The organism is Bradyrhizobium sp., from assembly GCF_035652035.1.
GTDB lineage: Bacteria > Pseudomonadota > Alphaproteobacteria > Rhizobiales > Xanthobacteraceae > Bradyrhizobium.
This window is the reverse complement of the sequence record NZ_DASREO010000098.1, coordinates 37,978-50,716: the sequence shown is the minus strand read 5'-3', so window position 1 is coordinate 50,716 and position 12,739 is coordinate 37,978. Positions and strand designations below refer to the sequence as shown.

General features: G+C 60.1%; 12 protein-coding genes. 5 read left to right on the top strand and 7 right to left on the bottom strand.

Going from position 1 to position 12,739, the window contains the following annotated elements:
* Window positions 1-60: 60 nt before the first annotated feature.
* Window positions 61-999 (bottom strand): GlxA family transcriptional regulator, encoded by a 939-nt coding sequence (locus VFB05_RS26820; RefSeq protein ID WP_325018079.1) that lies wholly within the window; start codon window positions 997-999, stop codon window positions 61-63.
* A gap of 161 nt (window positions 1,000-1,160) precedes the next feature.
* Here VFB05_RS26820 and VFB05_RS26815 point away from each other — a divergent pair, with 161 nt between their 5' ends.
* From VFB05_RS26815 to VFB05_RS26805, 3 genes are read left to right on the top strand one after another with little or no spacing between them, the layout of a single operon-like run.
* A complete protein-coding gene (locus VFB05_RS26815; protein WP_325018077.1) occupies window positions 1,161-2,333 on the top strand; it encodes an ABC transporter ATP-binding protein in 1,173 nt (390 codons plus the stop codon).
* Window positions 2,330-3,241 (top strand): ABC transporter permease, encoded by a 912-nt coding sequence (locus VFB05_RS26810; RefSeq protein ID WP_325018075.1) that lies wholly within the window; start codon window positions 2,330-2,332, stop codon window positions 3,239-3,241. Before VFB05_RS26815 ends, VFB05_RS26810 begins: the two co-directional genes overlap by 4 nt.
* Window positions 3,241-4,056, top strand: a complete 816-nt coding sequence (locus VFB05_RS26805; RefSeq protein ID WP_325018073.1) for an ABC transporter permease — start codon at window positions 3,241-3,243, stop codon at window positions 4,054-4,056. Before VFB05_RS26810 ends, VFB05_RS26805 begins: the two co-directional genes overlap by 1 nt.
* A gap of 96 nt (window positions 4,057-4,152) precedes the next feature.
* Here the strand turns inward: VFB05_RS26805 and VFB05_RS26800 are convergent, their stop codons facing one another.
* The 5 genes from VFB05_RS26800 to VFB05_RS26780 all read right to left on the bottom strand — a co-directional run bounded on the left by VFB05_RS26800 (window position 4,153) and on the right by VFB05_RS26780 (window position 9,636).
* Window positions 4,153-5,004: a carbohydrate ABC transporter permease gene (locus tag VFB05_RS26800; protein ID WP_325018071.1), complete on the bottom strand. Its 852-nt coding sequence runs from the start codon at window positions 5,002-5,004 to the stop codon at window positions 4,153-4,155.
* Window positions 5,001-5,870, bottom strand: coding sequence for a sugar ABC transporter permease (locus VFB05_RS26795; protein ID WP_325018069.1), 870 nt, complete (start codon window positions 5,868-5,870; stop codon window positions 5,001-5,003). Before VFB05_RS26795 ends, VFB05_RS26800 begins: the two co-directional genes overlap by 4 nt.
* Window positions 5,871-6,162: 292 nt before the next feature.
* Window positions 6,163-7,488 carry an ABC transporter substrate-binding protein gene (locus tag VFB05_RS26790; protein ID WP_325018067.1) on the bottom strand — a complete coding sequence of 442 codons (1,326 nt, stop codon included), beginning with the start codon at window positions 7,486-7,488 and terminating at the stop codon, window positions 6,163-6,165.
* Between the two features lie 917 nt (window positions 7,489-8,405).
* Window positions 8,406-9,152 (bottom strand): hypothetical protein, encoded by a 747-nt coding sequence (locus VFB05_RS26785; protein ID WP_325018065.1) that lies wholly within the window; start codon window positions 9,150-9,152, stop codon window positions 8,406-8,408.
* A complete protein-coding gene (locus VFB05_RS26780; RefSeq protein WP_325018063.1) occupies window positions 9,145-9,636 on the bottom strand; it encodes a hypothetical protein in 492 nt (163 codons plus the stop codon). The genes VFB05_RS26785 and VFB05_RS26780 overlap by 8 nt, the downstream gene beginning before the upstream one ends.
* An 89-nt stretch (window positions 9,637-9,725) precedes the next feature.
* Between VFB05_RS26780 and VFB05_RS26775 the strand changes: the two genes are divergently transcribed.
* Both VFB05_RS26775 and VFB05_RS26770 read left to right on the top strand, forming a co-directional pair.
* Window positions 9,726-10,193 (top strand): hypothetical protein, encoded by a 468-nt coding sequence (locus VFB05_RS26775; RefSeq protein WP_325018061.1) that lies wholly within the window; start codon window positions 9,726-9,728, stop codon window positions 10,191-10,193.
* 498 nt (window positions 10,194-10,691) lie between these two features.
* Complete coding sequence (locus VFB05_RS26770) at window positions 10,692-10,958, top strand: hypothetical protein (protein WP_325018059.1); 267 nt, start codon at window positions 10,692-10,694, stop codon at window positions 10,956-10,958.
* Between the two features lie 151 nt (window positions 10,959-11,109).
* On the opposite strand, the gene VFB05_RS26765 is transcribed toward VFB05_RS26770, so the two are convergent.
* Complete coding sequence (locus tag VFB05_RS26765) at window positions 11,110-12,471, bottom strand: amidohydrolase family protein (RefSeq protein ID WP_325018057.1); 1,362 nt, start codon at window positions 12,469-12,471, stop codon at window positions 11,110-11,112.
* Window positions 12,472-12,739: the final 268 nt, after the last annotated feature.

Genomic DNA, 12,739 nt, shown 5'->3' with positions numbered 1-12,739 from the left:
TGTGATCGCCTCGCCGACGGCCATGGCCGGACCGGCCGTTGCGCTTGCCGTTTCGGCCATTCAGCTCGTCCTGAATTTTTGCCGATAAACACCGGGCGAAATCCCGGCGACGGCGCTGAAGGCCCGGATAAAGGCGCGCGCGTCCTGATAACCGACCGCTTCGGCGATGCGCTCGACCGATGCGGTCGGGCCCTCAAGCAGGCGTTTGGCGGCCTCGATGCGAACCCTGCGGAGATACTGTCGCGGCGAAAGGTTGGTGGCGGCCAGAAAACGGCGGCTCAGATTGCGCACGCTCATGCCGGCCACCTTGACCATATCGTTGATCTCGATCGGCTGCGTGTGGTTGCTCTCGATCCAGCCTTGCAGCTCGAGCACCTTTTCGTCGCCGTGGTCCTTTGGCGCAATGAACAGAAAATACGGGCGTTGCGATTCGCCATGGCGATCGATCGACAACGCTTTGGCGGTGGCGACTGCAAGATCATGACCGGCCAGCCGATCGATGACATGGACGGCCAGATTGAGATAAGCGGTGGTGGCGCCGGCGCAGATCACGCGGTTGTCGTCGATCAGGCGCTCGTGAACCGCAAGATGCACCGCCGGATAGCGTTGCGCGAACAAGGTGCTGAAGGCCGGGTTGGTGGTGACGCGGCGGCCATTGAGGATTCCCGCTTCCGCGAGCAGAAATGCGCCGGTGCAGGTTGAGGCGAGCAGGGCGCGGCTTTGGGACGACTTCTTCAACCATGACACCAGCGGCATCTCTGCCGCGAGCGTCTCCTCGATGTCGTTGAAGATCGGCGGGATGAGCACGACGTCGCTGTCGCTTGCCTGCGCCAGCGAGCAATCGGGGCGGATCGGATGACCGCCGTAGCCTGCAACGGGGGCACCGTCCAATGTTGCGATCCGTACTTCGTGTCCCGACCAGCTCGCATCGCCCCGGCGTCCCGCAATGTAGGCTGCGATGGCGAAGGCGTCCGCCTGACCGTAAACGGCCGACGTCATGCAGCCTTCGAATGCAACGATAGTGATCTTCATAGCGGTCATTGCACATCAAAGGCCCGGCAAACGCCATGCCATTATTTGCGTCTATAACGGGGCTGAAGCCGTTGAGCCCGCGACCGTCCGCCGCTAGCCTTGCGGTGACTATGGGGTAGGCTGATGGCATGACTGAAGAACCTGCGAATCCCGCACACGTCGCGGATTCGAAAGCTGATGTGCGTGCGGCGCCGCTGCTGCGTATCGATGCGGTGGTCAAGAAGTTCGGCCAATTCCGCGCGGTCGACGCGCTGTCGCTCGACATCGCGGCCGGCGAGTTCTTTGCGCTGCTCGGGCCAAGCGGGTGCGGCAAGACCACGCTGCTTCGCATGCTCGCCGGTTTCGAGACGCCGGATGAAGGCCGCATCCTGCTTGACGGCAAGGACATCGCGCAGATCCCGCCGCATCAGCGGCCCGTCAACATGATGTTTCAGAGCTACGCGCTGTTTCCGCATTTGAGCGTGCGAGACAATATCGCGTTCGGATTGAGGCGCTCGCAGATGCCGGCTGCCGAGATCGGCAAGCGGGTCGCGGAAATGGTCGCGCTTGTCAAACTGGAGGGAATGGAAAAACGCAAGCCCGACCAGCTCTCCGGCGGGCAACGGCAGCGCGTGGCGCTGGCGCGCTCGTTGGCGCGGCGGCCGCGGCTTTTGCTGCTCGACGAGCCGCTTGCCGCGCTCGACAAGAAGCTGCGCGAAAGCACGCAACTCGAGCTGATGGAGTTGCAGCGCAAGCTCGGCCTCACCTTCATCATCGTGACCCACGATCAGGCCGAGGCCATGACCATGGCGGGACGGATCGGCGTAATGGATGCCGGCCGCCTCGAGCAGGTCGCGACCCCGCGCGTCCTCTACGAGGCGCCGCGCTCGCGCTGGATTGCCGAATTCGTCGGCGACATCAACCTGATCGAAGGAAAGCTCGATGCTGCCCGCGACGCTCAGCTGACGATGGCGCGACGGCTCGCCATTGCAACCGCGCAAGCGGGCACGATCTATGTTGCCGAGCCGCAGCCGCCGCCCACCAAAGCCAATGTCTGCGTCGCGATCCGTCCCGAGAAGGTCAAGCTGTCGCGCCGCGCCCCGACATCCGACGATGCGCGCGCGATCAACCGGTTCGAAGGCGTGGTGACCGATGTCAGCTATCTCGGTGGATCGACCTTTTACAAAGTCAGGCTCGACACCGGCGCGGTGCTGCGCTCCGCGATGGCCAATACCACCCGGCTCGATTTCGACGCCTATAGCCCCGGCCAGCGCGTGGCGGCGTGGTTTTCGCCGGAGGACTGCGTGGTGCTGGATCAATGAGCGCGGAAGCAAATTTCACCCGCCCGGCGCGGCTCGCAGCGATCGCGCCCTATCTTTGGATGGCGCTGTTCTTCCTGGTGCCGTTCCTGTTCGTGCTCAAGATCAGTCTGTCGCAGACCGCGATCGCGCAGCCACCGTATACGCCGGTGTTCGATCCCGGCGCGGGTTGGGAGGCGATCAAGGCTGCTTTCGCCGCGTTCTCGATCGATAATTTCAAGCTGCTGGTGTCCGACGATCTCTATGTGCTGTCTTATTTGCGCAGCCTTGTGGTCGCCGCGATCTCGACCGCGATCCTGCTGCTGATCGGCTATCCCATCGCCTATGGCATGGCGCGCCTGCCGCAACGCTGGCAGGGCATCGCGATGATGCTGGTGATCGTTCCGTTCTGGACGTCGTTCCTGATCCGTATCTATGCCTGGATCAACATCCTGCAGCATGATGGCCTCCTCAATCAGGTGCTGCTCGCGCTGCATGTCGTCTCCTCTCCCGTGGTGTGGCTCTCGACCGACAGCGCGATGTATCTCGGCATCGTCTATTCGTATCTGCCGTTCATGATCCTGCCGCTTTATGCGACGCTGTCCAAAATGGATCCCGCGCTGTTAGAGGCCGCCGGCGATCTCGGCGCCTCGCCACGCCAAGCGTTCTGGCGGGTGACGTTCCCGCTGTCGCTGCCTGGGGTCGGCGCCGGTGCGCTGTTGTGCTTCATCCCGATCGTCGGCGAATTCGTCATTCCGGATCTCTTGGCGGGATCGGACGCTTTGATGATCGGCCAGACGCTCTGGCTCGAGTTTTTCACCAACAAGGACTGGCCGGTTGCTTCCGCGGTCGCGGTGATACTTTTGATTCTGCTGCTCGCGCCACTGCTGTTGTACGACCGCCTGCAGCGTCGGCAACTGGAGCGACCGTGATGACGCGCGGTGCGAACAGGCTCTCGCCCTTCAACATCACCGCGCTGGCGCTGGGGCTCGCGTTTCTCTACCTGCCGATCGTCATCCTCATCATTTTTTCGTTCAACGCCTCGCGGCTGGTCACGGTATGGGGCGGCTGGTCGCTGCAATGGTACGCCGAGTTCTTCCGCGATCAGGCCATGCTGGATGCAGCCTGGATGAGCCTGCGCGTCGGCGCAACGGCGGCGACGCTCGCGACGATCCTCGGCACGCTCGCCGCGGTGGCGCTCTCGCGGGGCGCGGACTTTCGCGGCCGGACACTGTTTTCCGGCATGCTGTATGCGCCGCTGGTGATGCCGGAAGTGATCACCGGGCTTTCACTGCTGCTGCTGTTCGTCGCCATCAATGCCGAGCGTGGCTTCTGGACCATTGTTATCGCCCACACCACGCTGACGATGTGCTTTGTCTCCGTGGTGGTGCAGGCAAGGCTTGGCGCGATCGACAGAAACCTGGAAGAAGCGGCGATGGATCTCGGCTGCGATCCGGTGTGCGCGTTTCTCTCCGTGACCTTACCCTTGATTCTCCCTTCCGTCATTGCGGGGTGGATGCTCGCCTTCACGCTCTCGCTTGATGATTTGGTCATCGCAAGCTTCACCACCGGGCCGGGCTCGGCGACGCTGCCGATCCGGATCTATTCGGAAGTGCGGCTCGGCGTGAAGCCGGAAATCAACGCGATCTGCACGCTGGTGGTGGCACTGATTGCAGTGGTGATTGTGATCGCGTCGCTCGCGTCGAAAATATCCGATGCGCGCGGCAAGTCAGCGGCGCCTTTGTGATTGCTGTCATTCCGGGGCGCGAGCGTCTAGCGAGCGAACCCGGAATCTCGAGGTTCCGGGTCTGGTCCTTCGGACCATCCCGGAACGACAACACGCCTAAGACTTCACCGCACCCGCAGTCAGGCCGCCGACCATGTAGCGGCGGAAGGCATAGTAGATCGCGGCAGGCGGCAGCGCGTAGATGAAGCCGGTGGTCATCAGGAGTTCCCACGGCGAATCGTCGGCCGACAGGAAGTTGCCGAGCGCGACGGGAAGCGTGATGTCCTTGTCGTTGGAGAGCAGCAGGAACGCGTAGAGATATTCGTTCCAGGCGAGCAGCACGGCATAGGTGCCGATCGCAACCAGCGACGGCATCATCAGCGGCAGGTAAACCAGCCGGAAAATCTGCAAGGATGTCGCGCCGTCCATGACCGCGGCCTCGTCGAGTTCGACCGGCAGCTTGTCGGACGCCTGTTTCAGCACCCAGATGGCGTAGGGCGAGGAGATCGTCACCATCGCCAGGATCAGCGACCAATGCGTATTGAGCAGGCCGTAATTGCCCATGGTGCGATACATCGGCACGGCGAGGAACGCCGCCGGAATGAAATAGGTGAACAGCGCGAGGTTGAGCACGATGCGCCCGCCGGGCACGCGCAGCCGCGAGATCGAAAACGCGGCAGCGGTCGCAATCACCAGGGTCAGCGCGCCGGCTGATGCCGCGATCAGAGCCGAGTTGCCGAACTGCACCCAGAAATCCCGCAGGAAGTAGTGCTGCTGGTGAAACACGATCGAGAAGTTATGCAGCGTCGGATGTTCCGGCCACAGCTTGCCGGAGAAGGCGTCTTCCTTCGGCGAGATCGCAAACACGAACATGTGGTAGATCGGAATCATGGTCCAGATTAGGACCGGGATGCCGATCAGGACCAGCCGCGCTTCGGTCGCCGTTTCGCGTAACGTCGGGAGCTTCATCGCGACAACCGTTTCATCATGAAATAGACCAGCGGCAGCACCAGCGGCATCGCGCAGACGATCGAGGCCATCGCGAGATTGAGCTGGTCGAGCCGCAGGTAGCGAATGCCGAGGGTCGAGAGCACGTGAGTAAGGTCGGCAGGTCCGCCGCCGGTGAGCAGATACACGCTGTTGAAGTCGCCAAGCGTCCAGATCATCGAGAGCAGCGTGCAGGTCACATAGAGCGTCTGCATCGACGGCCAGGTGATGAAGCGGAATTTCTGCCAGAAGTTGGCGCCGTCGACATCGGCGGCCTCGAACAGGTCTTGCGAGATCGCAAGCCGCCCGGTCATCAGGATCAGCGTCCAGAACGGCAGCGATTTCCAGATGTGGACGCCGATCGCCATCGCGAGCGCCACCGCCGGATCGTTCAGCCAGTTCGGCCCGTCATCGCCGGTGAACTTGAAGATCAACTGGTTCACCATGCCCCATTCCGGATTGAGCATGAAGCGCACCGACAAGATGGTCGGGATCGACGGCACCGCCCAGGGCAGGATGAAGATCACCGACAACCACCGGATCCAGGTACGCTGCTGCACGAAAAAGCCCGACAGGAACAGCGCGATCAGCATTTTGATATTGATGCCGATGACGAGGAAGATCAGCGTATTGACGGCCGCGCGCGCGAAGATCGGATCGTTGAAGAGCGCGACATAGCTTGATGGCTGCCGCGCCAGCCAGAAGCCGTAACCCACGGGATAGACCACGAAGGCGAGAAACACGAGCAGGTAGGGCGCGATCATCACGATGCCCCAGACCTGCTGCGTCGTCAGCCGCGCCGACAGCGGCGCGCCTGGTACGTCGGATGCTGAGAGGGTGATGGCCATTGCGTTACTCTATCCTGCGTTCCCCGGATGCTGCGCAGCGAGCAACGGTGCGCTGCTGATCCGGGGTCCATTCCGCGTCAGCAATATCTGTGGGTCCCGGCTTAGCGGTGCAACGCGAAGGACGCTGCACCGCATCCGGGACACGGAAGATATTCAGTGTCGTCCCGGCGAACGCCGGGACCCATAGCCACAAGCTTCAGTTGTTGCCCGAAAGCCGTCGGGCAGCGCCTTCCAAAACAAACGATACGGCGTATGGGTCCCGGCGTTCGCCGGGACGACGCCACATCGTGCTTTACCCCGCGACCTCCTTGATGCGCGCGATCAGTTCGTCGACGGCCTTCTCCACCGGCACCTTTTCGCTGACGACGCGGTTCATCGCCTTCGCCCAGACGTTCTCGTTGTTCAGGATGGTGAACTTCCAGTTCTTGGTGAAATCGAACGGCTGCGTGCCGCCGGTGAACTGGGTCCACACCGCCTTGCGATGGCGGTCGGCCTGCCAGAACGGGCTCGCCTGGCTTGCGGTCGTCACCGGGAACCAGCGGCCGAGCGCGCCCTCGATATAGGGCCGCACGTTTTCTTCCTGCAGCAGGAAGCTGACGAACTGCTTGCCCTCCGCCTTGTTCTTGGCGGCGGCGAAGATCAGCCCGGTCTTGACGTCGGAACGGTACTTGATGACGCCGCCATCCGGCTTGTGCGGGAACGAGGCGGTGATGATGTCTTCCTCATAGGCCTTCTTGCCGGCGGCGCGCTGCTCTTCGGTCAGCGCCGGATTGGTGGAATCCTCGAACCATTTCGCCGCGATCGAGATCGTGAAGTTATGCGTCATCACGATCGTCTTGTTGTGGAAGGCGACGTTGTTGTCGGGGTCTTTCCAGGTGGTGGAGGAGGGCGGCGTGCAGCCCTTGACGTAGACGTCGGTGTAGTCCTTCAACGCCTTGATCAGCGCCTCGCGCACCTTGGGATTGTCGACCAGCAGCTTCCCGTTGTCGTCGACCAGATGGATGTCATAGGCGTCCATGTAAGTGTAGAACGACTGGAAGCTATCGGTCGATTCCACGCCCATTGGCGCGCCGATGCCGTAGATGCGGCTTCCTGTCGCCTTGCGGATCGCCGGCTGCACCTTGTCGCACCAGAACGACCAGTAGCCGTTCCAATCGGTCGGGATGTCCTCGGGCTTGTAACCGGCCTTCGCGAGCAGGTCCTTCCAGATCTGCACATGCATGCTCTGCTGCTTCAGCGGGAAGCCGTAATAGGCGCGCTTCTTGGTCTGGTCGTTGTAGAGATAGGTGGTTTCCAGCGTATTCGGCGCGAACTTGTCCTTGATCGGCAGCATGATGTCCGAGAGATCCTCGAGCTTGCCCTCGAAGGCCCACTTGCCCTGCGCCTGCACGTCGTAGGAATCCGAGAAGGCGACGTCCGGCACGGTGCCGGAATCCAGCGCTGCCACCGTCTTCGGAATCATGTCCTGGATCGCATACTGCGACAGTTCGACCTTGATGCCGGTCTTGTCCTCGAACTTCTTGATCGCGGCGATCAGCGCGTCGTCTTCGGACTTGTAGAAACCCTTGCTCCACCAGACCGTAATGGTTTTCTGCGCGAACGCAGGGCTGCCTGCCATGACAAACGCCGCTGCGGCGGCAAACAACGCAATCCTCAAGCAAACTCTCACGTCCCTCTCCCTCATAGGTAGCGGCGAATTTCGATCGCCGGCCGCATTTTAACCGGTTGGGTGAAACACTAGCGGAAGGCAGAGGCATGATCCAGCCGGTTCTTGTGACGCAGTTGGCAGGATAACTGGCATACCATTGTCCAATCGACAGTTACGGCCGAACCATATCCGTCGTCCCGGCCATAGCCGTTCGAAGAACGGCGTCGCTTCCGCTCGCCTATGCGCCGGGACCCGCAACCACAGGGGTTGCGTTGTTGAGCGAAATCTGTCGACCAGCGTGTTTCAAAACAATGGCCGCGGCGTATGGGTCCCGGCCTTCGCCGGGACGACGCTAGTCGCAAACAAACGTTCCCGCGCCGCATCCGCGACCGGGCTCTCCATCACTGCCGCCCGAAAGAGGGCGTGGGGAATGCCGGGTGCCCAACGCACCCGCAGCCTCGCGTGGCAAAAGAAAAAACCACACGAGTAAGTCCACCGCAGGTCGCGCCGGCTTCTCCCGGCATTCCCGCACGCGAATGGTTTTAACGGCTTGCTTCGTGCTCTCCCCGGTGATCGGGCTTTCTTGCCACCGTCGCCGGCGTATCTCTCACCGGCTTGAGACCAGCGTCGAGGCCTCAGGACCACACGACTTCACCGTCCGCTTCCCGCGACGTTCGTCTTTCGCGCGACAAGCATCCACCGCATCCCGCACCCAACGTTCGTGACGATCGCGAAACGCCCCTCATCAAGGGCGGGGACGGCGCGGCTTATGCCGCTGATTTTAGCGAGACGGGAAGGCATTTATTTTTGTGAGAGGGAGTGGACAGGCGATGGAATCGGGTTTGGTCGGACGCCGAGCAAGAACGAAGTAGCTAGCTAAACTCCGATCAACCTCTCTTTCGCTGGCCTCCCATATCGCTATTAGCGAGCAGTATCCCGTGGGTGATTAGTCCCGTCCGATCTGAACCTGTCGCATCATCAACCTCGTTCGGCTCAACGCGCCAAGTCATGCGGTTACGTTTGCCCCCTTCAGTATTGAAAGAGACTATTCGGCATTGCTTGTTCGCCGGCTCGTCAACAATGGCAACATGGTCTGCCTTCACATCGAGCAAAATGCATCTGCAAAATTCGCCCATGTAAGGCTTGCCGACCAAATGAGAGCAGTCCTCGTATTCTAAATTGCAGATGGAGCATTGCTGACGTCCAACAATGAGTCCGGCACTAAGAAAAACTTGCTTAGGGAAAACGACGCGTTCGATATTTACGAGCCGGATCGCGCGATGCTCTAGATGAGAAAACCCCTTGTGTGCACGCATCGCGTCTCTAGTTGCCATTTGTGCGCTGACCAAGCTATTCCAAGCCGCGTCGGGGTTGTCCTCCTTTAGTTGCAGCCACATCTTCAGCTCAGCACTGAGGGCGTCAATTATACACTCACACCCGAGAAACAAATTCGCATGATGTTCATCCTGCTCAGCGATTGCCCGCTTCTTCCAATCGTCGACGGTAAGGCCAAGCGTAGATAGTTCAGCAATGGCATGCCGCTGCAAATCGCTGTCCCTAGTGATGCAAGCCAAACTGGCTTTCTCATCTACTGAGTCGTTGAATAGCTCGATTTCGTTCGAATAGTCACTCATCAGCGATCCTGAAAATCGTGTCTGCGATTTCTGCTAACCCCGCTGCGTTCCCTTCGTATGTCAGCTTCTTGGACACTCTGCTGCCTCGTCGCTCGACAGCGATTTCAAGTTTTATTTTCTTGTCAGGCGTTCCTCTGAACATTTCTGTAAGATAGTTCGAGACAATTCCTAGCGCGATCGATACTGCCGACGGATCACTACTGAGGAGTGCTCCAGAAACGAAGATGAATGCGGCCCAGTCGTGACTCTTGTTGTGAATGAAACCCGGCCGTTCTCCGTCTGGCAAGAAATCATCGAGCGGCAGTTGGTTATTTCTGAAGAGCGTACGAATAGTCGAACTTTCCCCCCGCACGACCAATTCTTGCCGCGTCACGGCGGTACCGAAATTTTCTGGAACGATCGCGAAGCCTGTCGGCATGCGGCAGCCGAGTTCGGCTACTCGATCCGAAATAGAAACGTAGTCGGTTTGGCTTAACGTGCTCATTTTTATTCACCTGATGAAGGTTTGAGATTGTTCTTCTTTTGTTCCTATGTCAACATCGACCCAAGCGCTCTCTACCAGGGGAAATTCGAATGAGCCTTAAACCGAAACACCTTTGGTACTGCTTCACTGTTATCGGATTTGTGTTGTCCTTTTTCTTCAATGTGAGTCTTCCGAAAGATTGGGCGGCGACCTTAAATTTCGTAGCCTCTCTCGAATCTTGGTGGGCAGCGCATGCCGGGAATCCGTTGCTCTCGGCGTTCTTTGCGGGACTGCTGTTCGGAACAGTTCTAGCGCCCGAAATCTTGCGCGTCTTTAGAGACCAGATGGATTCTTCTGAATCGCGTCCGGATTGCGATTTACAGGATGCGATCAACTACATCCGGACTCGCTCGAGATGGTCGATTGGTCGCATTTATTATCGCGCCGACCAAGATCGTCTCCTCGAAGAGGATATCGATGAAATTCTTCGAGATACTGCATCGCAAGAGCGCATCTCGATAGGGGACGTCCTACGCAAACCGGTGTGGAAGCGCTCTTTAGCAGGGGGATCGAGGTAAAAATTCCTGTTTCTGACTTGCAAACCATGTCGCTAGATTTGACGACCATCACAGGCGAATCCACTCCGTACGGAGCAGTACTGCAAGACACTCGCAAGATCAGTATCGTTTCCTGCGCGTCAGTAGGCGAGAAATTTATCGAGAATGGCCTCCGGCGTCCCGTTTCCGGTTGTTCTTCGATAGAACGCGCGAGAGCCGCCTGCACAAACTCGTACCGGATATCGCAGAGGTCTACTGAGCGTCAAGTCGGCGAGCCTCTCAATTCGCCTTCGCGCCTGCCGCATCCGCCGCCTTGCCGCCGATCAGCCGCTCGATGATCGCGCGGACAACGTCGCGCGCCTTGCCTGTCAAGTCTCCGTGAAATGTGAGATGGGCCACGCGCGCTCTCAAGCGTGCGGGCCATGCTGGACGCAATTGATGAGAGAGGGGGCGTCGCATCAAGACGCAACACTCACAGAGCGAGGCGCACTTGCCTCCAATGTCAAAATGGAGACGACCATGCAAAGAACAGCTCTTACGATCGTCGGCGCGCTGTTGATTTCTGGAATGTCGGTCCAAATGGCAGCGGCGTCCGAACACCACCACCAGACCAAGACCAACCTGGCCCGCCAGCAGGCGGAATTTCGAGGCGCCTACAATCAAGTGAGGCCGATCAACGCCGGTGTCGTTACGCCGATGCTGTACAGCACGGACACCGCCGACTTCAGGCGCGCGGACCCGTCATGGATTGGCGGCAGAGACCCGTCGCTGAATCCTGCTGACTGATGTCTTGAACGTTTGAGTTGACAGGCCATGTACCCCGCCCCGAGACGGGTGGGGTACATGTGTTGATCGGCGCAGCCGGTGCATCAGCAGTGCGTGCCGCGCTGGTTCAGCCGAGCAATAACCGATCACTTGGAAATGTCACCTGGGAATATCACTTGGGAATGCTGTTTTTGTAGATCACGCCGTCCTTCATGATGACCAGAAGCTTGTTGGCGGGATCGGCAACGAGATCGATCTTCTCCAGGGGATTGCCATCGACGACCAACAGGTCAGCCATCGCGCCTTGTTCGACGACGCCCAGTTTGCCGGGATAAGGGTTGCGCAGGCCGGACAAGGCCAGCAGTTCTCCGTTTGCCGACGTCGCCATGGCGAGTGCTTCGGCCGGCGTGAACCAGCGTGTCAGATCGACTATTCCCTGACCCTGGCGCGCGGCCAATTCGCGCGAAAACAGGATGTCGGTGCCGAAAGCGGTCTTGATCTTGTATTTCTTCACATAGCCGTAGATCGCGTCAGTGCCGCTGATGACCTGCATCATTTGCTGCTGCTGGGCTGCGGGCAGCATCTTTGCGCCGCCGAGGTCGATGAAAGGCTGCGTAGAGAGCCAGATGCCTTTCTCGGCCATCAGCCGCGCGGTCGCTTCGTCCATCAAGTGCCCGTGTTCGATGACCTTGACCCCGGCCGCGATCGAGCGCTGGATCGCGCTGGTCGTGTAGGCGTGCGTGGCAACGTAGGTTCCCCAATCCGTCGCCCCTTCAACCGCGGCGCGCAGCTCGGCCTCCGTAAAGGTGGTGACTTCCAGCGGACTGAACGGCGAGGCGACGCCACCGCCTGCCGTCAGCTTGATCTGTGACGCGCCCTGCATGAGCTGTTCGCGCGCCCGTTTTCGAACCTCGTCCGGACTGTCGGCAACGGCGCTTCCTCCCAGCTGCTCGACGCGGCTCACCGTGGCGGCGGTCCTGGGCAGCTCACTGATCTCGCGAAAATCGCCATGACCGCCGCTGATCGTGATGACGGCGCCCGAGGGGTAGATGCGGGGACCCGGCAGCAGGCCCTCATCGATCGCCCGCTTGAGGGCGAAGGCCGGTCCACCCATGTCCCGAACGGTCGTAAAACCGCGCATGAGTGTTGCGGTTGCCTCGGCTGCTGCCTGCAGCGTGGTATAGCCGATGTCGCTGGATAGCATCTGGGCCGGCGTCGCGCGAACCATCGTCGCGTGCCAATGCGCATCGATCAATCCGGGCATCAGCACGCGGCCGCCGCCCGCTATGATTTGCGTGTCGGCGCGGCGATCGGTCGGGATCGGATCGGTCGAAATCCTCTCAATGACATTGCCCCTGATCAGGACGTTCGAAGGGGGCGACAGCGCGGGATGCGTGCCGTCAAATATCCGGACATTCTCGATCAGGGTGACGGCAGAGCGGTCCTGCGCGTGCAGCGGCGTCAGCCAGATGGCGGCGATGGCGACAGCGCCTTTTGCAAACTCAAGGGGAGCGCGACGGGTCGGAGTACTCATGTCTCCTCCTCTCTCGCACTCCAGAGTTTCGCGAATGCCGCGTCGCTCTCAAGTTGCGAGGTGCATGGCCGCCCAGCATGCAGGATCAGATTATCGCCGGGCGAAAGTGCGATCAACCCAGGATTGACTCGGGGCAAACCGCATTCGGATGTCCCGATGTCCTACTTTGGGGCAATTGTGGCGCGCCTGGTTGCAGCACTCGCGCCGATCGATTGATTTATCTCAAGGCCGTATCCGGGACATTGTGCTACGATAACGAGTTGCGGAA

What these genes read in the sequence shown, in the direction of transcription:
- VFB05_RS26820 (WP_325018079.1), bottom strand. Translation starts at nt 999, where the DNA reads ATGACGTCGGCCGTTTACGGTCAGGCGGACGCCTTCGCCATCGCAGCC.
- VFB05_RS26815 (WP_325018077.1), top strand. Translation starts at nt 1,161, where the DNA reads ATGACTGAAGAACCTGCGAATCCCGCACACGTCGCGGATTCGAAAGCT.
- VFB05_RS26810 (WP_325018075.1), top strand. Translation starts at nt 2,330, where the DNA reads ATGAGCGCGGAAGCAAATTTCACCCGCCCGGCGCGGCTCGCAGCGATC.
- VFB05_RS26805 (WP_325018073.1), top strand. Translation starts at nt 3,241, where the DNA reads ATGACGCGCGGTGCGAACAGGCTCTCGCCCTTCAACATCACCGCGCTG.
- VFB05_RS26800 (WP_325018071.1), bottom strand. Translation starts at nt 5,004, where the DNA reads ATGAAGCTCCCGACGTTACGCGAAACGGCGACCGAAGCGCGGCTGGTC.
- VFB05_RS26795 (WP_325018069.1), bottom strand. Translation starts at nt 5,870, where the DNA reads ATGGCCATCACCCTCTCAGCATCCGACGTACCAGGCGCGCCGCTGTCG.
- VFB05_RS26790 (WP_325018067.1), bottom strand. Translation starts at nt 7,488, where the DNA reads ATGGCAGGCAGCCCTGCGTTCGCGCAGAAAACCATTACGGTCTGGTGG.
- VFB05_RS26785 (WP_325018065.1), bottom strand. Translation starts at nt 9,152, where the DNA reads ATGAGTGACTATTCGAACGAAATCGAGCTATTCAACGACTCAGTAGAT.
- VFB05_RS26780 (WP_325018063.1), bottom strand. Translation starts at nt 9,636, where the DNA reads ATGAGCACGTTAAGCCAAACCGACTACGTTTCTATTTCGGATCGAGTA.
- VFB05_RS26775 (WP_325018061.1), top strand. Translation starts at nt 9,726, where the DNA reads ATGAGCCTTAAACCGAAACACCTTTGGTACTGCTTCACTGTTATCGGA.
- VFB05_RS26770 (WP_325018059.1), top strand. Translation starts at nt 10,692, where the DNA reads ATGCAAAGAACAGCTCTTACGATCGTCGGCGCGCTGTTGATTTCTGGA.
- VFB05_RS26765 (WP_325018057.1), bottom strand. Translation starts at nt 12,471, where the DNA reads ATGAGTACTCCGACCCGTCGCGCTCCCCTTGAGTTTGCAAAAGGCGCT.